The sequence below is a fragment of the Kitasatospora sp. SUK 42 genome (assembly GCF_015776785.2).
In the GTDB taxonomy this organism is placed as follows: Bacteria; Actinomycetota; Actinomycetes; order Streptomycetales; family Streptomycetaceae; genus Kitasatospora.
Map to the genome: position 1 here is coordinate 1,053,316 of NZ_LFMD02000002.1, position 24,557 is coordinate 1,077,872.

General features: G+C 73.1%; 20 protein-coding genes and 2 tRNA genes. 6 read left to right on the forward strand and 16 right to left on the reverse strand.

What is annotated here, in order from left to right; translation table 11 throughout:
* Positions 1-55: 55 nt before the first annotated feature.
* The 4 genes from RZ50_RS04410 to RZ50_RS04425 all read right to left on the reverse strand — a co-directional run bounded on the left by RZ50_RS04410 (position 56) and on the right by RZ50_RS04425 (position 5,676).
* Entirely contained in the window at positions 56-2,032 is a 1,977-nt protein-coding gene (locus tag RZ50_RS04410; RefSeq protein WP_254801976.1) for a tetratricopeptide repeat protein, read from the reverse strand.
* A gap of 368 nt (positions 2,033-2,400) precedes the next feature.
* Positions 2,401-2,474: transfer RNA gene (locus RZ50_RS04415), tRNA-Met, on the reverse strand.
* A 92-nt stretch (positions 2,475-2,566) separates the two neighbouring features.
* Positions 2,567-2,640 (reverse strand) — tRNA-Met (locus tag RZ50_RS04420).
* 63 nt (positions 2,641-2,703) lie between these two features.
* Entirely contained in the window at positions 2,704-5,676 is a 2,973-nt protein-coding gene (locus RZ50_RS04425) for a UPF0182 family protein (RefSeq protein ID WP_196950884.1), read from the reverse strand.
* Positions 5,677-5,878: 202 nt separating this feature from the next.
* Here RZ50_RS04425 and RZ50_RS04430 point away from each other — a divergent pair, with 202 nt between their 5' ends.
* Positions 5,879-6,460, forward strand: coding sequence for a PPA1309 family protein (locus RZ50_RS04430; protein WP_254801977.1), 582 nt, complete (start codon positions 5,879-5,881; stop codon positions 6,458-6,460).
* A 61-nt stretch (positions 6,461-6,521) separates the two neighbouring features.
* Here RZ50_RS04430 and RZ50_RS04435 read toward each other — a convergent pair whose 3' ends face one another.
* From RZ50_RS04435 to RZ50_RS04450, 4 genes are all read right to left on the reverse strand, one after another.
* The gene (locus tag RZ50_RS04435; RefSeq protein ID WP_196950885.1) at positions 6,522-7,637 is read right to left on the reverse strand and encodes a PDZ domain-containing protein; all 1,116 of its coding nucleotides are present in this window, start codon (positions 7,635-7,637) and stop codon (positions 6,522-6,524) included.
* Between the two features lie 42 nt (positions 7,638-7,679).
* Positions 7,680-7,871 carry a hypothetical protein gene (locus RZ50_RS04440; RefSeq protein ID WP_196950886.1) on the reverse strand — a complete coding sequence of 64 codons (192 nt, stop codon included), beginning with the start codon at positions 7,869-7,871 and terminating at the stop codon, positions 7,680-7,682.
* 241 nt (positions 7,872-8,112) lie between these two features.
* The gene (locus tag RZ50_RS04445; protein WP_254801978.1) at positions 8,113-8,553 is read right to left on the reverse strand and encodes a molybdenum cofactor biosynthesis protein MoaE; all 441 of its coding nucleotides are present in this window, start codon (positions 8,551-8,553) and stop codon (positions 8,113-8,115) included.
* A gap of 180 nt (positions 8,554-8,733) precedes the next feature.
* Positions 8,734-9,882, reverse strand: coding sequence for an NAD-dependent epimerase/dehydratase family protein (locus RZ50_RS04450; protein WP_374199869.1), 1,149 nt, complete (start codon positions 9,880-9,882; stop codon positions 8,734-8,736).
* Positions 9,883-10,079: 197 nt separating this feature from the next.
* On the opposite strand from RZ50_RS04450, the gene RZ50_RS04455 reads away from it, so the two are divergent.
* Positions 10,080-11,624 (forward strand): zinc-dependent metalloprotease, encoded by a 1,545-nt coding sequence (locus RZ50_RS04455; protein ID WP_196950888.1) that lies wholly within the window; start codon positions 10,080-10,082, stop codon positions 11,622-11,624.
* Entirely contained in the window at positions 11,621-12,208 is a 588-nt protein-coding gene (locus tag RZ50_RS04460; RefSeq protein WP_196950889.1) for an NUDIX hydrolase, read from the forward strand. Before RZ50_RS04455 ends, RZ50_RS04460 begins: the two co-directional genes overlap by 4 nt.
* A gap of 122 nt (positions 12,209-12,330) precedes the next feature.
* On the opposite strand, the gene RZ50_RS04465 is transcribed toward RZ50_RS04460, so the two are convergent.
* Positions 12,331-12,909 carry a YgjP-like metallopeptidase domain-containing protein gene (locus RZ50_RS04465; protein ID WP_308271364.1) on the reverse strand — a complete coding sequence of 193 codons (579 nt, stop codon included), beginning with the start codon at positions 12,907-12,909 and terminating at the stop codon, positions 12,331-12,333.
* A gap of 399 nt (positions 12,910-13,308) precedes the next feature.
* Between RZ50_RS04465 and RZ50_RS04470 the strand changes: the two genes are divergently transcribed.
* Together RZ50_RS04470 and RZ50_RS04475 are read left to right on the forward strand one after the other, a co-directional pair.
* Positions 13,309-14,397, forward strand: a complete 1,089-nt coding sequence (locus RZ50_RS04470) for a ThiF family adenylyltransferase (RefSeq protein WP_196950891.1) — start codon at positions 13,309-13,311, stop codon at positions 14,395-14,397.
* A 649-nt stretch (positions 14,398-15,046) separates the two neighbouring features.
* Positions 15,047-16,423 carry an AarF/ABC1/UbiB kinase family protein gene (locus RZ50_RS04475; protein WP_196948112.1) on the forward strand — a complete coding sequence of 459 codons (1,377 nt, stop codon included), beginning with the start codon at positions 15,047-15,049 and terminating at the stop codon, positions 16,421-16,423.
* Between the two features lie 97 nt (positions 16,424-16,520).
* Here RZ50_RS04475 and RZ50_RS30300 read toward each other — a convergent pair whose 3' ends face one another.
* From RZ50_RS30300 to RZ50_RS04495, 4 genes are all read right to left on the reverse strand, one after another.
* Positions 16,521-16,766 (reverse strand): hypothetical protein, encoded by a 246-nt coding sequence (locus RZ50_RS30300; RefSeq protein WP_374199897.1) that lies wholly within the window; start codon positions 16,764-16,766, stop codon positions 16,521-16,523.
* 152 nt (positions 16,767-16,918) lie between these two features.
* The gene (locus RZ50_RS04485; RefSeq protein WP_374199870.1) at positions 16,919-17,287 is read right to left on the reverse strand and encodes a WhiB family transcriptional regulator; all 369 of its coding nucleotides are present in this window, start codon (positions 17,285-17,287) and stop codon (positions 16,919-16,921) included.
* Positions 17,288-17,455: 168 nt separating this feature from the next.
* Entirely contained in the window at positions 17,456-17,914 is a 459-nt protein-coding gene (locus RZ50_RS04490) for a hypothetical protein (protein WP_196948109.1), read from the reverse strand.
* A gap of 259 nt (positions 17,915-18,173) precedes the next feature.
* On the reverse strand, positions 18,174-20,444 hold the full coding sequence (locus tag RZ50_RS04495) for an ATP-dependent DNA helicase UvrD2 (protein WP_374199871.1): 2,271 nt from the start codon (positions 20,442-20,444) through the stop codon (positions 18,174-18,176).
* A 164-nt stretch (positions 20,445-20,608) separates the two neighbouring features.
* Between RZ50_RS04495 and RZ50_RS04500 the strand changes: the two genes are divergently transcribed.
* Complete coding sequence (locus RZ50_RS04500) at positions 20,609-20,866, forward strand: mycoredoxin (protein WP_196948107.1); 258 nt, start codon at positions 20,609-20,611, stop codon at positions 20,864-20,866.
* A gap of 119 nt (positions 20,867-20,985) precedes the next feature.
* On the opposite strand, the gene RZ50_RS30030 is transcribed toward RZ50_RS04500, so the two are convergent.
* The 3 genes from RZ50_RS30030 to RZ50_RS04515 form a co-directional block, all read right to left on the reverse strand.
* A complete protein-coding gene (locus RZ50_RS30030; RefSeq protein WP_196948106.1) occupies positions 20,986-21,825 on the reverse strand; it encodes a GntR family transcriptional regulator in 840 nt (279 codons plus the stop codon).
* Positions 21,826-22,103: 278 nt separating this feature from the next.
* Positions 22,104-23,030, reverse strand: coding sequence for an NAD(+) diphosphatase (gene nudC, locus RZ50_RS04510; protein ID WP_308271367.1), 927 nt, complete (start codon positions 23,028-23,030; stop codon positions 22,104-22,106).
* 88 nt (positions 23,031-23,118) lie between these two features.
* The gene (locus RZ50_RS04515) at positions 23,119-24,522 is read right to left on the reverse strand and encodes a dipeptidase (RefSeq protein WP_196948104.1); all 1,404 of its coding nucleotides are present in this window, start codon (positions 24,520-24,522) and stop codon (positions 23,119-23,121) included.
* Between the last annotated feature and the right edge of the window lie 35 nt (positions 24,523-24,557).

The window sequence follows — 24,557 nt, forward strand, 5'->3', positions numbered from 1 at the left end:
CGGACCCGCCCCGCCCCGGCCACGCACCCCGCCCCGGCCACGCGCCCCGCCCCGGCTAGGCGCTCAGCTCGGCGTTCAGCGCGCCCAGCAGCCGCCCGGCCCGCTCCGCCACCTCGGCCGGCCCGTGGTCGATCGCCCGCCGGCACCAGTTCTCCGCCTGCACCGGCTCGCCCCGGCGCAGCGCCAGCAGCGCCAGCCGCAGCGCGGCGCGCCCGTGCCCGGCGTCGGCGGCCCGGGTGTACCAGAACATCGCCTCCGCCTCGCTGTCCTGACGGGCCAGCAGCAGCCCCAGGTTGAACGCGGCACTGCGGCTGCCCGCCTCGGCGGCCCGCCGGTACCAGCTCTCGGCGATCTCCAACGCCCCGCGCTCCGCCGCCCGCACGCCCATCCGCACCTGCGCCCGCCGGTGCCCGGCGTCGGCCGCCACCGCGTACCAGTGCTCGGCCTCGGCGTCCGCGTCCCCGCGCCGGTCCAGCACCGACGCCAGCCGGAACGCGCCCTCCGCCGAGCCGCCGGCCGCCGCCTGCCGGTAGCGCTCCAGCGCGCCGGCCAGGTTGCCGCGCCGCTCCTGAGCGACGGCCAGCTGCAGCGCGGCCTCGCCGTGGCCCTCGGCGGCGGCCCGCGCGTACCACTCCTGGGCCTGCCGGTGCTCGCCGCGCCCGGCGTGCAGCACGCCGAGGTTGAAGGCTCCGTCCACGCTGCCGGCCTCGGCGGCCTTGGAGAACCACGGCTGGGCGCCGGACTCGTCGCCGCGCTGCAGCAGCACGACGGCCAGCGCGTTGCAGGCCTCCCGGTGCCCGGCGTACGCGGCCCGGCGGTACCACTGCTCGGCCTGCTGCTCGCGGCCGGTGCCGGCGCACAGCAGCCCGAGGTTGAAGGCGCCGTTCTGGTCGCCCGCGTCGAGGGCGGTGCGGTACCAGTGCTCGGCCTCCCTGGCCTCGCCCCGGCTCGCGTGCAGGGCGCCGAGCGCGTTGGCGGCGTTGCCGTCCCCGGCCTCCGCCGCCTCCTGCCACCACTCGGCGGCGGCCGCGACGTCCCCGGAGTCGCGCAGCAGGAAGCCGAGCGAACAGGCCGCGCGCGCCTCGCCGTTCTGCGCGGACTGCCGGTACCAGCGGGCGGCCTCGTCCAGCAGCGACTGGTCGGTGCGGGCGCGCTCCTCCAGCAGCACGCCCAGGCGCAGCGCGGCGCGGGCGTGGCTGCGGGCGGCGGCCGTGCGGTACCAGGCCTCGGCGGTCTCCTTGTCCCCGGCGGCCTCGCGCATCCGGGCCAGCCGGTAGGCGGCCTCGCGGTGCCCGGCGTCGGCGGAGACCTTGAACCAGCGCTCGGCGCGGACGTCGCGCCGGTGCTCCATCAGGTCGCCCAGCGCGTAGGCGCCGAGCGGGTGTCCGTGGTCGGCGGCGAAGTGCAGCCAGTACTCGGCGGCCTCCTCCTCGCCCTGGTCGCGCAGTTGCAGCCCGAGCGCGTGCGCGGCCGGGGCGCTGCCCGCCACCGCCGCCTGGCGCCACCACTGGCCGGCCTCGGCGCGGTGGCCCTGCTGGTGCAGCAGCACGCCCAGGTTGTTGGCGGCCGCGCGCACCCCGGCGGCCGCGGCGGCGCGCAGGTAGGGTTCGGCCTCCTCCAGCTCGCCGCGGCGCAGCAGCAGGGTGCCGAGCCGGGAGGCGGCGTCCGGGTCGCCGCCGTCGGCGGCCTGCCGGTGCCGGGCCTCCAGCGCGGCGGACTCCCGGGCGGCCAGCGCGGTCTCGAAGCTGGTCGGGTCCAGGCCCGCCGGGTCCAGCGCGGCGCCGGAGGGCGGCTGCCCTCCGGCCCCGCCCCCGTACGGGCCGACGGCGGCGGAGAACTGACGGGTCGACACGTGGACGAGGCTGTCCGGCCCGGAGCCCCCGACCTGGGGGCGCTCGGACAGTCCGCCGGTGCGCTGGGCGGGCAGGGCTCCGGGGCGCAGGTCGGGGCTCTCGGGGCTCTCCGCCCAGGCGTCGGTGTCCGCCTCGACGGCCGCCGCGGACCTGGCGCCTGACTTGCCGATCAGCCTCATGCCGACTCCCGCTCCCCCAGAGTGTCGCGGCATCGTGCCCCGGCCCGCGGCCGGGGGGACTCCTGAGGGAGGCGCCGGACCCGACGGCCGGTCAGCGGCCGTGCACCGTCCCCCACGTGTCCCATCGTCGCATCACCCGCTACCCGCGTGCACCTGCCCCGGCCGAATTCCGGCGGGGCCGACCCGAAGCCGACGAAATTGCTTCGGCGCTTTGTCGATTTCCCGACACTCCCACCCCACAAACCCCGCTGCCGTCTCCCTTGGCGACGGTCGATAGTACCGGAGCGGTTCCCACCGCTTACGGGCGAGAACGGGCCCGGAAAACGCCAGAGGCCTGGAGGACGAATCCTCCAGGCCTCTGCCCTGAGTAGCGGGGACAGGATTTGAACCTGCGACCTCTGGGTTATGAGCCCAGCGAGCTACCGAGCTGCTCCACCCCGCGTCGGTGGTTAAACCTTAGCACGGAAACGAGAGGGCCCCGGACGGAAACGAAAGAGGCCCGGAGGACGAATCCTCCGGGCCTCTCCCACTGAGTAGCGGGGACAGGATTTGAACCTGCGACCTCTGGGTTATGAGCCCAGCGAGCTACCGAGCTGCTCCACCCCGCGTCGGTGGTCATACCGTAGCACGGACGCGGGGTGGAGCAAAAACCGGTTACCGCAGCTCAGCGGCTACGGTTGCGGGCTCGGCGAGCCGGAACCCGTGGCGGGCGGGGTCGCCGTTCCCGTCGGGGCCGCCGGGGCGCCGCCGCCACGGGCCGCCTCGGCCGCCTTCAGCGCGTCGCCGAGCGCCTTCTGGGCGTTGCCGTAGGCCACCCAGTCACCGTTCTTGAACGCGGTCTGACTGTCGTTGTACGCCTTCTCCGCGTCCGAGAGCGCCTTCTGGAGCTCCGGCGAGATCGTCCCGCCCGGCGCCGGAGTGGCCTGCCCGGTGGGCGCGGGCGTCGCCGGGGAGGTCGGCGTCGTGCCCCCGGTGCCCGGCGTGGACGGCGCGGGCGGGGTGACCGCGGGCGGCGCCCCGGAGAACACCTTCTTCAGCGCCTCCTCCAGGGTGTTCTCGAACGCCACGTTGTCGTCCCCGTAGACCGCCAGCACCTTCTGCATCGTCGGGTACTTGGCACCGCGCCCGCGCACGTACACCGGCTCGACGTTCAGCAGCCCGCCGCCGACCGGAAGGGTCAGCAGGTTGCCGTACTCCAGCTCGGTGTCACCGTTCTTCAGCGCGTAGATCTGGTTGGCCACCTCCTGGCGGGAGTTGAACTTCGACTGCACCAGGCCCGGGCCGGGGGCGCCGCCCTCACCCGTCATCTTCAGGATGCGGATCTTCCCGTAGTCCGGCCCCGGATCCGAGTCCACCGCCATGAACGCCGCCAGGTTCGGCCGCTGGTTGGGCACGAAGGTACTGGTCAGCGAGAAGCTCGCGGAGGCGGCGTCCGGCATCCGCACCGTCACGTAGTACGGCGGCTGGACCTGCTTGGTGTCACTGGTCGGGTCCACCGGGACCTGCCAGATGTCACTGCCGTTGAAGAAGGAGTTGGCGTCCGTCACGTGGTACTGGCCGAGCAGGTCGCGCTGCACCTTGAACATGTCCTGCGGGTAGCGCAGGTGCGGCAGCAGCGACTGCGGGATGTCCGCCTTCGGCTCGACGGTGCCCGGGAAGGCCTTCATCCAGGTCTTCAGCACCGGGTCCTGCTCGTCCCACTGGTAGAGCTTCACCTCGCCGGTGTAGGCGTCCACCGTGGCCTTGACCGAGTTGCGGATGTAGTTGACCTGGTTGGCGACGGCCAGCAGCTCACCGCGCTGGTTGGTCAGCGAGTCCTTGGTCGCCGTGCCCAGCGTCGTCTTCGACGAGAACGGGAAGCCGTCCGAGGTGGTGTAGCCGTCCACCACCCACACGACCCGGCCGTCCTGCACCACCGGGTACGGGTCGGCGTCGATCGACAGCCACGGCGCGACCTTCTCCACCCGCTCCTTCGGCGTGCGGTTGTAGATCACCTTGGCGCCGTCGGTGATCGCCCCCGCGTACAGGATCTGCGGCTCGGCGAAGCGCACCGCGTACGCGGCCCGGGTGAGCGGGTTGTCCAGCGACACCCCGCTGTCACCGGTGTACGTGTACTCCACGTTCTGGCCGGACTTGGTGTCGGTGTAGTCGATCTCCTTGTTCGAGCCGCCGACGATCGAGTACGACGTCGTCTTCTCGCCGTAGTAGATCCGCTGCTCGTAGTCGCCCAGCGCCCCGGTCGCCGGCAGGCCCGACTCGGTGAACACCGGCTGGCCCTTGTCGTCGATCTGGTTGCCCTTGGCGACGACCGCGCCGTAGCCGTGGGTGTACTTGAAGTGGTCGTTGATCCAGTTGCGCTGCACCCCGTTGAGGTCCAGCTCACGCAGGCCGATCACGGTGTCCTGCTTGCCCGAGCCGGTGCCGTAGCGGTCGACGTCCAGCGTGTTCGGGAAGGCGTAGTAGTTGCGCTGCTGCTCCAGCGACTGGAACGCCGGCGAGACGATGTTCGGGTCCAGCAGCCGGATGTCCGCGACGGTCTGCGCGTCCGGCTTCAGCGCCTCCGCGCTGGTCGAACCCTGCGGGCTGTACGGGGTCGTCTGCGCGTCCGCGATCCCGTACGCCTGCCGCGTCGCGTCGATGTTCTTCTGGATGTACGGCGTCTCCTTGGCCTGCTCGTTCGGCTTGACCTGGAACTGCTGCACGATCGCCGGGTACAGCCCGCCGATCAGCACCGCCGACAGCACCATCAGCCCCAGCCCGATCAGGGCCGGCGCCCAGGTGCGGCGGACCGGCGTCAGGAAGAACAGCACCGCGCAGATGATCGCGACGAAGAACAGGATCGTCTTGGCCGGCAGGAACGCGTTGGCGTCCACGTAACGCAGGCCGGTCCAGCCCGACACCCCCTTGTACCCGCCGGTCTTCACCGCCAGCGCGTACCGGTCCAGCCAGTACGCCACCGCCTTCAGCAGCACGAACACGCCCAGCAGCACCGCCAGGTGCCCCTGCGCGCCCGCGCTCGCCCGCCGGCCCGGGCCCTGCAGCCGCAGCCCCCCGTACAGGTAGTGCACCAGCGCCGAGGTCAGCAGCGAGACGATCACCGCGCTGAACGCGAAGCCCAGCACGAACTCGTAGAACGGCAGGTCGAAGGCGTAGAACGAGACGTCCATGCCGAACTGGGAGTCCTTCTCACCGAAGGACGTCGAGTTCGTCCACATCAGCCAGGTCCGCCACTGGCCCGAGGCCGCGGCGCCCGCCACCAGGCCGATCACCAGCGAGACGCCGATCAGCGCCCAGCGCTTGAACGGCGCCAGGCCCGCCCGGTAGCGGTCCAGGCTCTGCTGCTCGACCGACATCGCCGACAGCGGCGGCCGCAGCCGGTGCGCCAGCCAGATGTTGAAGCCGACGATCACCGCCATCAGCAGGCCGAACACCGCGAACAGCCCGATCTTCGTCCACAGCTGGGTGGTGAACACCGAGGAGTAGCGGACCGACCGGAACCACAGCCAGTCCGTCCAGAACCCGGCGAACATGACGAACAACAGGAACAGCACCGCGAGCACGCCCAGGGTCAACAGGGCCACCCGCGCCCGCCGGGAGGGCGGGCCTACCCTGCGCCGGAAACCCGGCCCTGAGCGTTCCGGCATCTGGAATACCACGGTGGCACCTCAGCTGTGTCGTCTGGTGAACGGTCGGTCGTCAGAGAAACTTAACCAGGCTTTGGCCGAGTTCCCACCGTTAGCAGACGGTTACGACGCCGCCCCCGCCCAGCCCGTCTCCCGGGCCGCCCCCACCCCGCCCCGGGCCCGCCCGGCGGGCGCGGGGCGCCCGACGTGTGAGGATTGAGTCATGTCCGACGCGTCTGCATTCATCAACTCCCCCGGCTCCCCCGACGACGTCTCCAAGCTCCCCGCCGCCACCCCGCTCACCCGGGCCGCGCTGGAGATCGACGAGTACGCCGCCTCCCTCGGCTGGGACCTTCCGGCCCGGCTGTTCGCCCTGGTGGACAGCACCGCCCTGCGCAAGGCCGACCCGCGGATCGCCAAGCAGCTCGGCCTCACGGAAGGCGACGAGGCCGGCCTCACCCCGGTCGAGCAGGACGAGATCCCGGCCGGCACCGAGCTCGACAAGTTCCTCGGCACCATCGCCTGGCCCGACGCGGTGGCCGGCTGCGCCCTGGTCGTCGAGCGGCTGATGCTGCCGCCGGGCGCCGAGCAGTCCCGCCCGCGGGGCGCCAGCGACGCCCAGCTCGCCGAGTGGGTGGCCAACCACCCCAAGCGCGAGGAGGTGCGGATCACCGCCGCGGTGCTGCGCGACGGCAAGAAGGAGATCGCCCTGCGGCTGCGCTCCAAGGACTCCGCCCGCGAGGTGCTGACCGGGCCGGACCTGGTGCCCGGCCTGACCGAGGCGCTGCTGGCGACCTTCTCGTAGCCGCTCGGCGCTGCCCGGCGCCGGCCTGGCGCTGCTCGGCGCTACTCGGTGCCGCGCGGCGCTACTTGGCGCAGGACGGCAGCGCGGAGGTCTGCCCGGCGCGGATCTGCTCCAGCGACTTCAGCGCGCCGTCCAGCGTGTCCGTCTTGACCAGGGTCAGCCCGGACGGGATGTTCTTGGCGGCCTCGGCGCAGTTCGAGGACGGGGTGAAGAAGTACTCGGCCCCGGCGTCCCGGGCGGCGATCAGCTTCATCGAGATGCCGCCGATCGGGCCGACCTTGCCGTCGTCGTCGATGGTGCCGGTGCCGGCGACGAACCGGCCGCCGGTGAGGTCGCCGCCGGGGGTGAGCTTGTCGATGATGCCCAGTGAGAACATCAGCCCGGCGCTCGGGCCGCCGACGTCCTGAAGGCCGATGTCGATCTGGAACGGGTAGGTGTGCCGGATCGCGGTGCCGATGCCGACCACCGCGAGGTCGGCCCGTTCGGCCGGGGCCTGCGGGTCGAGGTCCTTGGCCCGCGTGGTCGGGACGGTCACGTCGGTCCTGACTCCCGGGGCGGGGGCGGCCCCGTTGCCGGAGGCGTCCTTGACCCGCGGGACGACGGTGAAGACCACCGACTCGCCCGGCTTGTGCTTGGTGACGGCGGCGACGACCTGGTCGGCCGAGGTGACCGCGGTGCCGTCCACCGCGACGATCTGGTCCCCCGCGTGCAGCCGGCCCTCGGCCGGGGCGCCCGCGGTGACCGACTTGACGATCAGCTCGTTGCCGACCGGGATGCCCATCTGCTTGAGCGCGGCGGTGCGCGCGCTGTCTTCGGAGGAGGCGAACTCCTCGGCGTTCTGCTTCTTGGCGTCGGCGTCCGTCTGCCCCTTCGGGTAGACGTTGTCGTGCGGCACCACCAGCACGTCGTCGCGCAGCCAGCCGATCACCGCGTTGACCAGGCTGGGCTCGTACTTGGCCCCGGTGACCTGGACGGTGGTCATGTTGAGGTGCCCGCTGGCCGGGTAGGAGTCGCGCCCGGTGATGGTGATCACCGGCTTGCCACCCTGGTCGCCGAGCGTGTTGTACGTCGGGCCCGGGCTCATCTCCGTGTACGGCACCTTCATCAGCACCGAGACGCAGAGCAGCGCTATGAGCAGCAGGGTGGCAGCGAGCATCGTCGCGGAGCGGCGTGGCATGCCTCGACAGTACGGGACGCGGGTGACGCGACGCCCGGCGGGCTACCGGCCGGAGCGCTCCCCGGGGGCCGAGGTCCCGGAGGTGGTGCGTTCCATCGCGGCCATGAAGCGCTGGTGCTCGGCGAGCGAGGCCGGGTCCCCCGTGGCCTTCGGGGCCCGCTGGGCCCAGGCCGCCCAGACGGCGGCCACCAGGGCGGCGACAACCGGAATGATCAACCAGGCGAGCGTGCCCATATCAGTACTCCCAGGCTCGTCGTGTCTATGAGCAGATTAACCACTCCGGCGGACAACGCGGCCGAGCCCGTCCGGGTTACGGGACGGCCGATCGGCTCACTTCCAGGGGAGTAATCGGGGCGCCGGTCCGAACCCGTTCGGGTGAGTCCCCGGCACGCCTGCCCCGTGGGACGCGCTCCACGTGCCGCCGGTTGCGACGTGCCGCCGGTCGCGCCGCCCGGGACGGAAGCCGGGAAGGGAATCAGCAGCCCCCGGCGCCGACCCACTCCTCCTCGCCGTCCGCGAAGACCTGGTGCTTCCAGATCGGCACCTCGTGCTTGAGGTCGTCGATCAGCCGGCGGGCGGCCGCGAAGGCCTCGCCGCGGTGGGCGCAGGAGACGGCGACGATCACGGCCTTGTCGGTGATCTCCAGTCGGCCCACCCGGTGGACCGCGGCGAGCGCCAGGACCGGGAAGTCCGCGACGACCTTCTCGGCGACCCGGCGCATCTCCTGCTCGGCGGTGGGGTGGCAGCTGTACTCCAGCGCGGACACCGACCTGCCGCCGTCGTGGTCACGGACCGTCCCGACGAAGACGGTGGTACCGCCGGCCGCGTCGTCGCCGACCGCCTCGTACACCTCGTCCAGCGAGAGCGGGGTGTCGCGGACGGCGAGCAGGCGGATGGGGTCGTGGGTCTCGGGCATGTCCCCATGATTCCTCATGCGGGAGCGGTCGAGGCAAGGGCTTTCCACATCACGACGTACGGATTTCGCATCGCGAGAAGTGCCGTCGTTCGGTCGATCGAACGACCAGGCCCGGCCCCGCCCGGCCGGACCGCCCTGGTGGGCCCGCGCCCGGCCGGACCGCCCTGGTGGGCCCGCCGGTCAGAACCTGCGCCGCTTGCGGGCCCGGCGCACCAGCGCCGCCGTACCGACCAGCGCCACCGTCGCCCCTGCCGCGCCCAGGCTGGTCGCCGCCTCCTTGCCGCCCAGCCGCCGCCCGGCCACCGCGTGCTTGCCGGCCACCTGGGCCAGCAGCTCCGCCAGCACCTGCTCGTTGCTGTGCACCGGACGCCAGCCCGCCTCGTGCAGCCGGCTGCCGGACACCACCCACGGGTACATCGTGTACGCCAGGTCCCCCGCCGGGGCCGGGGTCAGGCCCAGTCGGTGCAGCCGCGCCGCCGTCCCGAGCGCCAGGGAGGCCGGCAGCTCCATCCGCCGGATCCCCGACAGCCGCTCCACGTCCTCCTGCTCCAGCCAGCCGTCGCAGCCGACCGTCACCTCGCCGTCGACCAGGCCCAGCGCCGCGTACTCCAGCGCCGCCGCCAGGTCGTCCACGTGGCAGAACTGCCAGCACGGCCGGGAGCCGGCCACCACCAGCAGCCGGGGCGCCTCGAAGTGCCGGGTCAGCACGGTGTCCACCCCGGGGCCCACCACCACGGCCGGGCGCAGCACCGTCACCTGGAGCCCCGGGTGGGCGCGCGGCGCCCGGCGGGCCAGCCGCTCGATCTCCAGCAGGTCCCCGACCAGCGAGGCCTCCTCGGTCGCCCTCAGCTCGGAGTCCTCCGCCAGCGGCACCTCGTTGTCGGCCAGCGCGCCGTAGACCATCGCGGAGGTGCACAGCACCACCCGGTGCACCCCGGCCGCGGCGGCCGCGGTCAGCACCGTCTGGGCGCCGCGCACGTTGTAGGCGCTGCGGGCCCTGGGGTCGGACTCCATGCCGAAGTCCATTGCCAGGTGCACCACCACGTCCACCCCGGCCAGCCGCTCGGCCACCGCCGGGTCGCGCACGTCCAGCACCCGCCACTGCACGCCCGGGACGTCACCGCGCCGGTCGTCCACGGCCAGGACCCTGCGCACGTGCGGGGAGGCCACCAGCCGGGCGGCGACCCGCTCGCCCAGCCCTCCCGCGGCACCGGTCACGGCCACGGTCAGCGGCCGCCCGCCGTAGGCTGGAGGCGGCGACGCCGTGGTGTCCGACGCGTCCTCTCCTCCGGTCAGCCCAGAGCGAACGTCCGAGGGCGGGGAACTCACCGGGCATCCTCCACGGTTAGCTTATGTGCGTACGGACGTGTGTCACGTACGTCCATCCTGCCCGAGGCGAAGGCCCGGCGGTGCACCCGGCGCGGGCCTGCCGCGCGGGATCCGCCCACGAGTCCCCCTCCACCGGACCCCCGGGCGGCAGTACTTCCCGCTACACCCGTATGACGGCCGACCGGATCGAGGACCCCGTGAGCGACCTTCCCTTCGGATTCGGCGTTCCGCCCGAGGAGCCCGAGGACGGCAAGGCCAAGCCCGACGACGCGCAGAAGAAGAAGGACCAGGGCCCGGCCGGCTCCGGTGACAGCGGCCCGCAGCCGTTCGGCTTCGGAGCCGGCAACCCCTTCGGCGCGATCTTCGGGATGCCCGGCGCCCCTGGAGGCCCCGGCGGCGCCGGTGCCGACAACCCCTTCGCCGCCATGTTCGGCGGCCTCAACCCCGGCGACCTGGGCGCCGCGTTCCAGCAGCTCGGGCAGATGCTCTCCTTCGAGGGCGGCCCGGTGAACTGGGACCTCGCCACCAACATCGCCCGGCAGAGCGTCGTCGCCGAACCCGCCGAGGGCAAGAGCAAGGACCGTTCCGTCAGCGCCACCGAGCGCGCCGCCGTCGCCGAGGCCGTGCGCCTGGCCGACCTGTGGCTCGACGGCGTCACCGAGTTCCCCTCCGGCGCCGGCACCGCCGTCGCCTGGAGCCGCGCCGAATGGATCGAGGCCACCCTCCCGGTCTGGAAGGACCTCGTCGACCCGGTCGCCGAGCGCGTCGGCAACGCCATGGGCGGCGTCCTGCCCGAGGAGATGCAGGCCATGGCCGGCCCGCTGATGGGCATGATGCGCTCCATGGGCGGCGCCATGTTCGGCACCCAGATCGGCCAGGCGCTCGGCGCCCTCGCCGGCGAGGTGGTCGGCTCCACCGACGTCGGCCTGCCGCTCGCCCCGGCCGGCAAGGCCGCCCTGCTGCCGCAGAACGTCGCCGAGTTCGGCGAGGGCCTGAGCGTGCCCGCCGAGGAGGTCCGGCTCTACCTCGCCCTGCGCGAGGCCGCCCACCAGCGCCTCTTCGCCCACGTGCCGTGGCTGCGGGCCCACCTGCTGGGCGCCGTCGAGGCCTACGCCCGCGGCATCAAGGTCGACACCTCCCGCATGGAGGAGCTCGTCGGCCAGCTCGACCCGACCAACCCGGAGGCGCTCCAGGAGGCACTGGCCGGCGGCCTGCTCCAGCCCGAGGACACCCCCGAGCAGAAGGCCGCGCTCGCCCGCCTGGAGACCGCGCTCGCCCTCGTCGAAGGCTGGGTCGACGCCGTCGTCCACGCCGCCGCCGAACCCCACCTGCCCCAGGCCGGCGCGCTGCGCGAGACCGTCCGCCGCCGCCGCGCCGCCGGCGGGCCCGCCGAGCAGACCTTCGCCACCCTGGTCGGCCTGGAACTGCGCCCGCGCCGCCTGCGCGACGCCGCCCGGCTGTGGGCGCTGCTCGCCGACGCGCGCGGCATCGAGGGCCGCGACGCGCTCTGGGAGCACCCCGACATGCTGCCCACCGCGGCCGACCTGGACGACCCGGACGCCTTCGTGCACCGCGGCAGCGGCGACGGCCTGGAGGGCGGCATCGACTTCGACGCCCTCGACAAGCTGCTCGGCGAGGCCGCGGCGGGCGGCAAGCCCGACCTGACCAAGAAGGACGACGGCGAGGGGCACGACGGCCCCGAGCAGGACGGCACCGACGGAAAGGGCGAGCCCACCGCATGACGGCCACCGAGACGGGCGCGTCCGCCCTGCACGCGGACGCCGTCCGCACCCTGACCGGCTGGCGGCCCGCCGACGAGGACCAGGAGCAGCTGCGGCGCGACTACCTCGCGCACCTGGCCGAGCAGCCCGAGGGCCTGTACCGGTCCTGCCTGCCCGCACACATCACCGCCAGCGCCGCAGTCGTCGACCCGGCCGCCGGGCGAATACTGCTCACCCTGCACCCCAAGGTCGGCATGTGGCTGCAGATGGGCGGGCACTGCGAGCCCGGCGACGTCGACCTCGCCTCGGCCGCGCTGCGCGAGGCCGTCGAGGAGTCCGGCATCCCCGACCTGACCCTGCTGCGGGAGGACGGCGCGCCCGTCCCGGCCAAGCTGGACCGGCACCTGGTCCGCTGCACCGGCAAGGACCGGCCGGAGAACACCCACCTGGACGTCCAGTACATCGCGCTGGCCCCGGCCGGGGCGCAGGCGCTGATCAGCGAGGAGTCGCTGGACCTGCGCTGGTTCGACTACGACCGGCTGCCGGAGCTCACCGACCACTCGGTGCGGGACCTGGTGGACCGGGCGCGGCGACTGACCGGCTGACGTGTGACCGGAAAAAGGGGGCGCGGGCCAGTGCGGCCCGCGCCCCCTTTCTTCGTCTCATCTCCATGGACTCCGGCCGTCCCGGCACACCCAGCCCATCCGGCGCACCCAGCCCACCCGCTTCAACCGCAGGAAGCCGCCGGATCCTCCTGGCCCGAGGCGCCGTGCCGGGCGCCGGGAATGTGCGGCAGCCGGGCGGCGGACACCACGCCCTCCAGATAGCCGCGGGCCCGCTCCGTCCGGGGGTAGGCCTCCAGCAGCGCCCAGAACCCCGGGCCGTGATCCGGCACCAGCAGGTGCGCGAGCTCGTGCAGCAGCACGTAGTCCAGCACGTACTCCGGCATGCCCTGCAGTCGGTGGGACAGCCGGATCGTCCCCTCACTCGGGGTGCAGGAGCCCCAGCGCGAGTTCTGGTTGGTCACCCAGCGGACCTGGCTCGGCCGGGCACGATCGTCCAGGTAGGCGGCTGACAGCTCCCTGGCCCGGGCCATCAGGGCGTCGTCCCCGAGGATCCGCCGGCGCTCCTGGGCGGCGAGCTTCTCCAGCATCTGCGCGACCCAGCGCTGCTCCTCGGCGTGCGACATCCGGGCCGGGATCAACACGACGGTGCGGTCGCCCTCGCGGTAGGCGGAGACGGTGCGGCTGCGGCGGGCGCTGCGCCGCACCTCGACCCGGGCGCGGTCGTGCGCTTCCGGGGGCACGGCCCCGGCGGGCGGGTACTGCGGCCTCTTCTGCTGATTCTCATCCGGGCGCCCGCGCGTGTTCGGCGCCGCCATCTGCGACCCGGACGCTGCACGGGCACGCCGACGCGACGCCGGTGGATGGGAGTCCCGCTCGGCTGCCATGGCACACGACGTTACCCGCTACCACTGACAGAAGTCCGCTGCCGTGGCCGAAATCTTTCGTGGAGCGATCGGGAACGAAAGGCCGACAAGGGGTGTCCGGAAACCGACGTGACGGGAGATGGCCAGTTATCCACAGGGTGTGCAAACAGATGGTGCGATCATGCACCCGGCCCTGTGGATAACTTTCAGCACGCGGTCGGCCCGATGGGGCATGCTGCGGTCAGCCGTCCGGAAACGATCGGAAGGAAGATCGTCGTGCGCCTCGCACTGAAGCCCGCTCTGTCCCGCAGCTGGCGGGACTCCGACACCCTGCAGTTCGGCACCGTCACCCGCTACGCGGGGGTGCTCGGAAACGCCGACAAGACCCTCTGCGAGTTCCTCGGGCTGGTCGACGGAACGCGCGACCGGCCAGAACTCCTGGAGGCCGGCGAGCGGATCGGACTGGGCCGCGAGCCGGCCGACACGCTGCTGACCGACCTGGAGGAAACCGGGCTGCTGGACGACGCCGAGGCGACCGACCGTGCCCTGGCCCTGTTCCCCCAACCCCATCGGGACCTGCTCGGCCCCGACCTCGCCTCACTGTCCCTGGTCCACTCGGGCCCTGGCGCCGCACCTGCGGTCCTGGCCCGCCGGGCCGGGACCCGGATCGAGGTGCGCGGCGCGGGCCGGGTCGGCGCCGCCGTGGCGGCGGTGCTCGCCGCAGGCGGAACGGGCACGGTCACGGTCTCCGACGGCGGCCGGGTCCAGCCCGGCGACTGTTCCCCGGCGGGACTGCCACCCGCGGACATCGGGCGGCTGCGCTTGACGGCCGCCCGGGAGACGGTGCAACGGGCCACCGGCCGCAATCCGGTCCCCGTACCCCGGCGCAAGCCCGGCGATCCACCGCCCGACTTCGTGGTCCTCGCACCGCGGGACGGCAGCGCCGCCTTCGCGGGCGGGACGTACGAGGCCCGGCTCCTGCTGCGGGCCGGGGTGCCCCACCTGTACGTGGGGGTGGTCGAGGAGTTCGGCATCATCGGGCCGCTGGTCATCCCGGGGGTGTCAGCCTGCGGGCACTGCCTGGTGCTACGGAGGGAGGACGAGGACGCCGCCTGGCCGCGGGTCCTGGCCCAGCTGGCGAACAACGGCCCGGGCCGCGCCCGCACACCGGCCTGCGACACGGCCCTGGCGACAGCCGTCGCCGGACTGGCGGCCCTGCACGTCCAGCTCCACCTGGACGGCGGCCGTCCGCCGAGCGTCGACGGCTGGTGCGAGATCTCGGCGGGCGACGGCATGCCCCGGCGCCTACGCCTACGAGGACACCCGGACTGCGGCTGCCTGTGGCAGCCCCAGCCGCCGGGCTGAGGAGGAAGGAGCGAGAAGCACACCGGGAGCAGGCCCAGCGGCTGCGGGGCTCAGCGGCCGCTGCCCTGCCCCCGAGATGCCACGGGCGATCGCCCCCCCGTTCGAGACTCCAAGGACCCCAGCGGGCCGGGAGAGAGCGGGAGCCGCTGTTCCGGATGCGGAACGAGGGCGAGGCGAGAGCGAGAGGTGGGTGGGCGGCGGGCGAGGAGGGTGAGGCGGGAGGAGGAGGGTGGGGGTGGGGGGGAGGGGGCGGGCCCCAGAAGTGTCAGCAAATGTGAGGCGGATCACCACTTCTGAGTGATGATCCGCGAACGCCCCCACGTCTGGCAGATCACGGCCGCCGCCGCATGACCCCTCGCCCACGCGCAGGAAGTCGGCTCCGCCGACTTCCTGCGCAGACCCCCGCCCCGACCGCGAAGCCGCACCCGCCTCCGACCTGGAGGCCCTCCCGCCCGCCACCACCCATCGCCCCGACCGGGCGGACCAGTCCCCCAGCTCCCCGCGAAGGGACGCCGCCCTGCCTCGCCCCCGCGAAGGGACGCCCTCCCCGCCCCGCGAAATACCGACGGGCCCGGGATCCGGAGCGGGCACAATGGCCTAGTGATGGTGGGGCCGCCCGGTGTCGGGGGGCCAGGGATTGGAGGCCCGGGTGAGCGATCTTCCGCGCAAGGCAGTGACCCGCACGGCACGGCTCGCCGCCCTGCCGCTGGGGATAGCCGGTCGCGCCACACTCGGTCTGGGCAAGCGCATCGGCGGCCGCTCCGCCGAGGTGGTCACGGCCGAGCTCCAACAGGCCACCGCCGACCAGTTGTTCAAGGTCCTGGGCGAACTCAAGGGCGGGGCGATGAAGTTCGGGCAGGTGCTGTCCGTCTTCGAGGCCGCGCTGCCCGAGGAGGTCGCCGGGCCGTACCGGGCCGCGCTCACCAAGCTGCAGGACGCCGCTCCCCCGATGCCCGCCGCGAAGGTGCACGCCGCGCTCTCCCAACGGCTCGGGGACGGTTGGCGGGAGCTGTTCCTGGAGTTCGACGACCGCCCGGCCGCGGCCGCCTCGATCGGCCAGGTGCACCGGGCGGTCTGGCACGACGGCCGCCCGGTCGCGGTCAAGGTGCAGTACCCGGGCGCGGGTGACGCGCTGCTGGCGGACCTGTCCCAGCTGAGCCGGGTGGCCTGGCTGCTCGGCCCGCTGATCCCCGGTCTGGACATCAAGCCGCTGATCACCGAGCTGCGCGAGCGCGTCTCGGAGGAGCTGGACTACGAGTTGGAGGCGCAGGCGCAGCGCCGGCACGCCGAGGAGTTCGCGGGCGACCCGGACATCGTGGTGCCGGGCGTGGTGGCGCAGACCGACCAGGTGCTGGTCACCGAGTGGATGGACGGCACCCCGCTGGCCGAGGTGATCGCGAACGGCACCCAGGAGGAGCGCGACCGCGCCGGCCAGTTGCTGGCCCGGTTCCTGTTCGCCGGCCCGTCCCGGACCGGTCTGCTGCACGCGGACCCGCACCCAGGCAACTTCCGGCTGCTGACGGACGGTGGCCCGGTCTCGGGCTGGCGGCTGGGCGTGCTGGACTTCGGCACGGTGGACCGGCTGCCGGGCGGGTTGCCCGCGCCGATCGGGGCGTCCCTGCGGATGGCGCTGGCCGGGGACGCGGCGGGCGTGCTGGAGATGCTGCGCGAGGAGGGCTTCGTGAAGCCCTCGATCCGGCTGGACCCGGACGCGGTGCTGGACTACCTGCTGCCGATCATCGAGCCGGCCGCGGTGGACAGCTTCCACTTCACCCGGGTCTGGATGCGCGCCCAGGCGGCCCGGATCGCCGATCCGCGCTCGCCCGCCTACAACCTGGGCAAGCAGCTGAACCTGCCGCCCGCGTACCTGCTGATCCACCGGGTGACGCTGAGCACCATCGGGGTGCTGTGCCAGCTGGGTGCCAAGGCGCCGTTCCGCGCCGAGATGCTGGAGTGGCTGCCCGAGTTCGCCGACACGCCTCCCAAGAGGCTCAGGAAGCCCCCGAAGCCCGGCCGAACCAGCTGACCGACTGATCGACTGATCGACTGATCGACCGTGAACACGGCCGCAGGCCGCTCCCCACCGACGGGGGGCGGCCTGCGGCACGACTGCGGCGGCGCGACTACATCAGCGCGACGGCGAGCGCCTTGCGAGCCCGCAGGGAGGCACGCTCGGCCCGCTGCCTGAGCTTGCGGGCCCGGATGACCCGGCTGACGAGGCGTTGTTCCTCGGCCTCGTGGAGCCTGTCTTGCATATGGGCACGCGCCAGGGATTCATGCATGAGTTGCATTTCGAGGGTCCTGTTCTGGATCTGAAGTTCGGTGGTCTGCTCGGCGCGGACGGTGGGATCGATGGCGTCGGGGGTCATGTCGTGGTCCTGCTCGTGGTGCGTGCTCGGGAATGGGAAGGTGCGGGCTGCTGCGTCGGCCTTGGCGGCGGCGATCCGTACGGACCGGCGGAGGGCGCTGTCCAGCGGGGGCTGCTCTCCCCGGCGGACGGCCCTGGCTTCGTCGGCGGGGTTCACGCCATGACCTCGGTCTTGCGCGGACGGCCACGGGGACGCTTGCGGGCCACGACGACGCCCTGGACGAAGAGCTCGCCGCCCCAGACGCCCCACGGCTCGCGCCGCTCCAGGGCGCCGGTGAGGCAGGCCTCCTTCACCGGGCAGGTGCCGCAGAGGGACTTGGCGTACTCGACGTCGGCGGGCGTCTCGGCGAAGAACACCTCGGGGTCGAAGGCGCGGCAGGGGATGGGGAGACCGAGCGCCTCGGCCTGCTCGATCGAGCTGAGCTGCATGGAAGGAACCTCCGGGGGGTCGGCCTGGTCGGCCTTGGTGATCTGGCTTGTCTGCGGTACGGACGGGATGGGCGGCGTGATGACCGTGGACACTGTGTGCGTCTTCCTCGTCTTCTCAGTGGTTCCGGCCCAGGGGACTGGTGGTGCTGGGCCGGAGGCCCCGGAGGGCCTGGGTGGTCTTGCGTACCGGACAAAACAGAAGGGCCGCGGATCCCGGTGTGACGGGTTCCGCGGCCCTGGAGGTGCCGACCTGAGGCTGGCTCAGGTTCGTTCTCTCCAGGGTTCAGGGCCGCGGAAGGCCCGCATCCGGATGGCCTTGGCGCCGATAAAGGCGGCCATGGCCTGCTCGATCTGCTGCTCGTTCTGCTTCTGGGCGTTTCCGGCACCGATGACCTGCGCATAGCCGCCATGGATGGCGGCGGCTACTGCCGCCTTCGGTGCCTGGATCGGTCGCTCATTGCGCTCGGGGCGCGACGTGCCGACCGACGCCCAGTCACGGGACAGACCGGTCTCGACGACGGTGCCTTCGACACTCCTGCCGCCCGTGAGGCAGAGATCAGTGTGTCCAAGACCACTGACAACGGAGGCGACGGAGACACCGGTGGTGTCGAGACCCAGACCGGTTCCACCGAACTCGGCGAGCGCCCGCAGGCGGGCGGCACGCAGGGAGGCGTCAGCAACGGTCTGGCCAGTCATTTTGGTGATCATGATGTTTCCCATTTCCTTCGCCTCCTCTCGGCGTCTCGCGGAGCCTGGTTCCCCTGGCTCCGAATGTTCGGATGTCTGTCTCGGTGATGCTGTGGGGTTAGGGGAATCGGCACAGGTTTCACCCCGTGCGACCGCGTCCCCTTGACCGCTCCGGCAGGCTATTGCGCTCCCGGTACGCGGCGCAAACTATTTTTCACGCGAGTTCTGCGGCGCGTTACACGACGGGCTCCGAAGTCCCCCGAGCAGTCCCCTGGACCGCGCCCGTGCCGGCTCAGGCCGGATCGACCGAACCGCCGTCCTCGACGACGTCCGGATCCTCCTCGGGCTCCTCCCCCGCACACAACGAGAGCACGGCGGCCCCGTACTTGTCCAGCTTCATGGCGCCGACCCCCGAGATCAGGGCCAGTTCCTGGCGGCTGGAGGGCACGTCCTCGGCGATCGCCATCAGCGTCGCGTCGGTGAACACCACGTAGGCCGGCGCGCCCTGCTTCCTGGCCTGCCGGGCCCGCCACTCGCGCAGCCGCTCGTACAGCCCCTCGTCCATCGTGGACGGGCAGTCCTCGCAGCGGCGCAGCTTGCGTTCGACGGCCTCGGTGAGCGCCTTGCCGCAGACCCGGCACTTGACCGGGCCGCGGGCCCGCCGGGCGGCGGAGCGCTCGCCGGGCTCGACGCTCCCCCGGCCGCTCCTCGCGCCGGTGCGTGCGCCCGGTGCGCTGGAGCCGGGGCGCAGTCCGTCCAGGAAGCGGCTGGGCTTGCGGCTGGCGCGGCCGCCCGGGGAGCGGGAGAGCGCCCAGGAGAGGCTGAGGTGCTTGCGGGCGCGGGTGACGCCGACGTAGAGGAGGCGGCGTTCCTCCTCGACCTGTTCGTCGGTCTTGGCGTAGATGATCGGCAGGGTGCCCTCGGTGAGGCCGACGAGGAAGACGGCGTCCCATTCGAGGCCCTTGGCGGCGTGCAGGGAGGCGAGGGTGACGCCTTCGACGGCGGGGGCGTGCTGGGCGGCGGCACGGGCGTCGAGTTCGGCGACGTAGGCGGCGAGGTCGGCGCTCTGCCCGGCGGCGGTGCGGGTGCGCTCGAACTCCTCGGCGAGGCGGACGAGGGCGGCGAGGGACTCCCAGCGGTCGCGGACGGCGCCGGAGCCGGCGGGCGGTTCGGGGGTGAAGCCGCGGCTGGCGAGGACGGCGCGGACCTGGCCGGCGAGGTCGGGGGCGCCGGCGGTGAGCGGGTCGTCGGCGGCGCGGGCGGCGCCGCGCAGCAGGACGCCGGCGTCGCGGACCTCGGGGCGTTCGAAGAACCGTTCGGCGCCCTTGAGCTGGTAGGGGATGTCGAGGTCGGCGAGGGCCTGCTCGTAGACCTCGGACTGGCCGTTGGTGCGGAAGAGGACGGCGATCTCGCTGGCGCGCACCCCGGCGGCGAGGAGGTCCTTGATCCGGCGGGCGGTGGTCTCGGCCTCGGTGGGTTCGTCGTCGTACTCGGTGTAGACGGGTTCGGGGCCGTTCTCGCGCTGGGAGACGAGTTCGAGGCGGTGCCGGGCGGCCTCGCCGCGGGCCTGGGCGAGCAGTCCGTTGGCGAGGTGGACGACCTGGGGGGTGGAGCGGTAGTCGCGGACGAGTTTGACGACGGTGGCCTCGGGGTGGCGGCCGCGGAAGTTCAGCAGGTAGTCGGGGGTGGCTCCGGTGAAGGAGTAGATGGTCTGGCTGGCGTCGCCGACGACGCACAGGCTGGCGCCGCCGCCGGGGCCGGTCCACTGGTCGAGCAGCCGCTGCTGGAGCGGGGAGACGTCCTGGTACTCGTCGACGGTGAAGTGCCGGTACTGGGTGCGGACCTGCTCGGCGATGTCGGGGCGGTCCTCCAGGATGGCGGCGGTGAGCAGCAGGACGTCCTCGAAGTCGATGGAGCCGCGGCGGCTCTTGGCCTCCTCGTAGACGCGGTAGACCTGGGCGGTCTCGGCGGGGTCGCGGGGGGCTTCGCGGCCGGACTTGGCGACGGCGGCGGGGTAGTCCTCGGGGGCGGTCTGGGTGACCTTGGCCCATTCGATCTCGGCGGTGAGGTCGCGCAGTTCGGTGCGCTGGACGCGCAGGCCGCAGCGGCCGGCGGCTTCGGCGACGAGCTGGACCTTGCGTTCGAGGAGCTGGGGCACGGGGCCGCCGACGGCGCGGGGCCAGAAGTACTGGAGCTGGCGCAGGGCGGCGGCGTGGAAGGTGCGGGCCTGGACGCCTTCGGCGCCGAGCTGGCGCAGCCGGCCGCGCATCTCGCCGGCGGCGCGGGCGGTGAAGGTGACGGCGAGGACCTGCTGGGGCTGGTAGACGCCGCTGCGCACGCCGTAGGCGATGCGGTGGGTGATGGCGCGGGTCTTGCCGGTGCCGGCGCCGGCCAGGACGCAGACGGGCCCGTGCAGGGCGGTGGCGACGGCGCGCTGTTCGGGGTCGAGCCCGGCGAGCACGGCGTCGGGGCCCGTGGCGGCGCCGGGGTCGGCCCAGGGGGAGCCGCCGTGGGGGCCGTCGTACGGGCTGCCGCTCAAGAGGTCTTCCTGCATGCGTTCCATCCTCTCAGCCCGGTGGGACAGCGGGGGGCGGGTTGTCCACAGGCCCGGTGCGATCGCAGGATGATCACTTCTGTCCTCCCTCATACGGAGGCCCGGAATGCGCGCCGCCCGGCGGACGTTGCGTTCGGAGACCGCAAGACCCCTCTTTCGAAGGAGCCCCCTCGATGTCCGGCACCGTGACGATGTACAGCACGACCTGGTGTGGGTACTGCAGCCGGCTCAAGAGCCAGCTGAACCGCGAAGGCATCGGCTACACCGAGATCAACATCGAGGAGGACCCGGCGTCGGCGGCGTTCGTGGAGTCGGTGAACAACGGCAACCAGGTGGTGCCGACGGTGCTGGTGACGCCGGCGGGCGGCGGCGAGCAGGTCGTGATGACCAACCCGAGCCTGATGCAGGTCAAGAAGGCCCTGGCGGCCTGATCCGGCCGGGCCCGTCCGGGTCGGCCCGCCGCACGACGGCGCACCGGCCCGGGCGGTCGGCGGGCATCGTTCCGCCTCGGCCCGGGCGGTCGGCGGACGTCACGGCACGTCGGCGGACGTCACGGCGCGTCGGCCCGGGCGGGGTCGACGGGGGTGGCCGGCGCGGGCAGGCTGGCGCGCGCGCCGAGGTCGCCGATGCCGTAGACGAGTCGGCTGCGGTCGGCGGAGTAGCGGGTCTCGATGACCCGGACGGGCCCGCGCCGGTCGTAGGTGACGCGGGTCTGCACCATGAGCGGGACGCCGGGGCCGCCCTGGAACCACTGGGCCTCCTCGGGGCCGGGCATCCGGGCGACCAGGTGGTCGACGGCGCCGACCTCGGTGCGGCCGAGCGCGGCGAGCACGGCCTCGTCGCCGCCCTCGACCGGGTCGGGTTCCATCAGCGGGGTGCCGGCGGCGAGTCCGGCCCGGTAGTGGCTCTCCTCGATGGAGTAGGGCTCGCGGTCGAGCAGGCGCAGCTGCCGGCGCACCACGATGGCCTCGCCGGGGCGCAGTCCGAGCCGTTCGGCGATGTCGACGCGGGCCCGGACGATCATCATCTCGAAGTCGGTGCTGAGTTCGCGCCCGGCTTCGGCGGCTTCGCCGTGGTAGACGGCGGAGGGCGCGGCGAGGCAGTCGCGCGGCGCGGGGGCGAGGGTGGGCCCGTAGGCGCGGTGGTCCAGTACGGGGTGTTCGCGCAGGTACGTGCCCTTGCCCTGGAGGCGGACCAGGCGGCCTTCGTTGACCAGGACGTCGACGGCGAGCCGGACGGTGTTGCGGGCGACTCCGTACTGGCGTTCCAGTTCGCTCTCGACCGGCAGGGCGGCGTCGGCGGTGAACTCGCCTTCGGCGATCCGGCGGCGCAGGTCGGCGGCGAGGCGCTGGTATTTGGGCGATTGGGCGGTGCCCCGGGGGATTGTCACCCGAGTGAATGTAGCGAGCGCGGTGACGGGGTTTCAGCCGTTTCCGGCAATGTCGTCCGGGCGGGTTGACGGTGGGGGTCTGGGGGTGCCCGGCGGTAGCAGAACTGGCCCGTCCGATCACGAACATCCGGTTGTGACGGATTCCGGCAGGGGTGGAAAAGAAATACGGGGGCGTGCGACAAAAGCCGCACGCCCCCACTCCCACGAGTACTCACGAGTACTCACCAGAGCTCACGGGCATTCAGGAGAACGCAGGAGCCCCAGAAATTCGTACAGGATTACCAGCGCGCCGCCGAGGGCAGCGGCTCGCCGTACCAGAGTTCGACCAGGTGGCGTGCGATCGAGATGCCGGAGGGCGGCAGGATCTCGCCCGCCTCCATCCCGGCCCGCAGCTCCTCCCTGGAGAACCAGCGCGCCTCCGCCAGCTCCTCGCCGTCGACGGTGATCTCGGTGCCGCCGGGCAGCGCCTTGCCCGCGAAGCCGAGCATCAGGCTGGACGGGAACGGCCAGGGCTGGCTGGCGACGTAGCGCACCTCGCCGACCCGCACCCCCGCCTCCTCCTGCACCTCGCGGGCCACCGCCTGCTCGATCGACTCCCCCGGCTCGACGAAGCCGGCCAGCGTGGACCAGCGGCCCTCGGGCCACAGCGCCTGGCGGCCGAGCAGGCAGCGGTCCTGCTCGTCGGTGATCACCATGATCACCGCCGGGTCGGTGCGCGGGTAGTGCTCGGCCGCGCAGGAGGTGCAGCGCCGCACGTGCCCGGCGCCGGCCTTCTCGGTCGGGTGGCCGCAGCGCGAGCAGAAGCTGTGCAGCCGGTGCCAGTGCTCCAGGGCGACGGCGTGCACCAGCAGCCCCGCGTCCCGGTCGGACAGCAGCGCGCCGACCTCGCGCAGCCCGGCCGGGCGGGCGTCGCCGTCCAGCCGCCCCGGCAGGCTCTCGCCGGCCAGCGCGAAGTAGGAGACGCCGTCCTCGTCGGTGCCGAGGAAGTACCGGTCCCCGGTCTGCGGCGCCTCGAAGGAGGGCATCAGCACCAGTTCGGTGCCCTGCGCGGTGTCGACCACGAAGACCTCGCCGCCGGCGATCGGCAGCACCCTGGTGGAGGGGTGGCTCCAGGCGGCGGCCAGCCACGGCTCGTCGAACCGGTGCTCGGCCGCCCGGTCCACTCCGGCCCTGGCCAGGGCGAGCGGGCGATCGGTCTCAGGCACGGTGCTCACTTCGTTCCATCCCCACGTGGTGAATCAGGTGAATCATCCGGATGAGTGATCTGACGGCCATGGCGCGCGAAGGACGCGGTCACGCGCCGGGCCGGAAGTTCTCGGCCAGATCGCCCCAGAGGTAGGCGGCGGTCTCGACGCCCTTGGCCAGCAGGCCCAGCTCGACCTTCTCGTTGACCGAGTGCCAGCCGTCCGAGGGCACCGAGATGCCGAGGAACAGCACCGGGGCGCCCAGCACGTCCTGGAGGTCGGCGGCGGGGCCGGAGCCGCCCTCGCGGGTGAAGAGGACCTTCTGCTCGAAGGCCCGGCTCATCGCGCGGACGGTGGACTGGAGCGCCGGGTGGTCCAGCGGGGTCAGGCAGGGCCGGGTGGCCCCCGGGAAGACCAGCTCGTACCGGATGCCCTCGGGAACCCGCTCGGCCACCCAGTCCCGCACCGCCTCGCGGACCTTCTCCACCTCCTGCCCGGCGACCAGCCGGAAGGACAGCTTGAGGTGCGCCGAGGACGGCACGATGGTCTTGCCGCCGGGGCCCGTGTAGCCGCCCCAGATGCCGTTGACCTCCGCGGTCGGGCGGGCCCAGACCCGCTCCAGGGTGGAGTACCCGGCCTCGCCGCGGGTGCCGTACGACTTGGCGACCCGCAGCCACTGCGCCTCGTCGAAGGGCAGCTCGGCGAACAGCTCGCGCTCGCGCTCGGTCAGCTCCACGACCCCGTCGTAGAAGCCCGGGACCGCCACCCTGCGGTCGGCGTCGTGCAGGGCGGCGGCCAGCTCGGCCGCGACCTGCGCCGGGTTGGGCACGGCGCCGCCGAAGGAGCCGGAGTGGATGTCGGTGTCCGGCCCGTACAGGTCGAGCTGGGCGTCCGCGAGACCGCGCATGCCGGTGCAGACGGTGGGCGTGGTCTCGGACCACATGCCGGTGTCGGAGATGACCACCACGTCGGCGGCCAGCCGCCCGGCCTCGCGCCGCACCAGGTCGGCGAAGTTCGGCGAGCCGGACTCCTCCTCGCCCTCGATCAGCAGCTTGAGGTTGACGGCCGGCGCGGTGCGGCCGGTGGCGTCCAGGTGGGCGCGCACGCCCAGGGTGTGGAAGAACACCTGGCCCTTGTCGTCGGCGGCGCCGCGCGCGTACAGCCGCTCCCCCACCACGGTCGGGGTGAACGGCTCGGTGTCCCAGCCGTCCTCCTTGGCCGCGGGCTGCACGTCGTGGTGCCCGTAGACCAGGACGGTCGGCGCGGACGGATCCCCGGAGGGCCACTCGGCGAACACCGCCGGCAGCCCGTCGGTCTCCCACACCTCGGCCACCGGGAAGCCGGTCTCGCGCAGCTTGGCGGCCAGCCACTCGGCGGAGCGCCGCACGTCACCGGCCCGCTCGGGGTCGGCGGACACCGAGGGGATGGCCAGCCACTCGGAGAGGTCCGCGAGGAACGCGGGCTGGTGGCGGTCGATGAAGGAGCGGACGGCGCTGTCCGGGGTTCTCGTCATACCGACGACTGTAGTTCGCCCGTGCGGGTGCCCGC

What these genes read in the sequence shown, in the direction of transcription:
- RZ50_RS04410 (WP_254801976.1), bottom strand. Translation starts at nt 2,032, where the DNA reads ATGAGGCTGATCGGCAAGTCAGGCGCCAGGTCCGCGGCGGCCGTCGAG.
- RZ50_RS04425 (WP_196950884.1), bottom strand. Translation starts at nt 5,676, where the DNA reads ATGCCGGAACGCTCAGGGCCGGGTTTCCGGCGCAGGGTAGGCCCGCCC.
- RZ50_RS04430 (WP_254801977.1), top strand. Translation starts at nt 5,879, where the DNA reads ATGTCCGACGCGTCTGCATTCATCAACTCCCCCGGCTCCCCCGACGAC.
- RZ50_RS04435 (WP_196950885.1), bottom strand. Translation starts at nt 7,637, where the DNA reads ATGCCACGCCGCTCCGCGACGATGCTCGCTGCCACCCTGCTGCTCATA.
- RZ50_RS04440 (WP_196950886.1), bottom strand. Translation starts at nt 7,871, where the DNA reads ATGGGCACGCTCGCCTGGTTGATCATTCCGGTTGTCGCCGCCCTGGTG.
- RZ50_RS04445 (WP_254801978.1), bottom strand. Translation starts at nt 8,553, where the DNA reads ATGCCCGAGACCCACGACCCCATCCGCCTGCTCGCCGTCCGCGACACC.
- RZ50_RS04460 (WP_196950889.1), top strand. Translation starts at nt 11,621, where the DNA reads ATGACGGCCACCGAGACGGGCGCGTCCGCCCTGCACGCGGACGCCGTC.
- RZ50_RS30300 (WP_374199897.1), bottom strand. Translation starts at nt 16,766, where the DNA reads ATGACCCCCGACGCCATCGATCCCACCGTCCGCGCCGAGCAGACCACC.
- RZ50_RS04490 (WP_196948109.1), bottom strand. Translation starts at nt 17,914, where the DNA reads ATGGGAAACATCATGATCACCAAAATGACTGGCCAGACCGTTGCTGAC.
- RZ50_RS04495 (WP_374199871.1), bottom strand. Translation starts at nt 20,444, where the DNA reads ATGGAACGCATGCAGGAAGACCTCTTGAGCGGCAGCCCGTACGACGGC.
- RZ50_RS04500 (WP_196948107.1), top strand. Translation starts at nt 20,609, where the DNA reads ATGTCCGGCACCGTGACGATGTACAGCACGACCTGGTGTGGGTACTGC.
- RZ50_RS04515 (WP_196948104.1), bottom strand. Translation starts at nt 24,522, where the DNA reads ATGACGAGAACCCCGGACAGCGCCGTCCGCTCCTTCATCGACCGCCAC.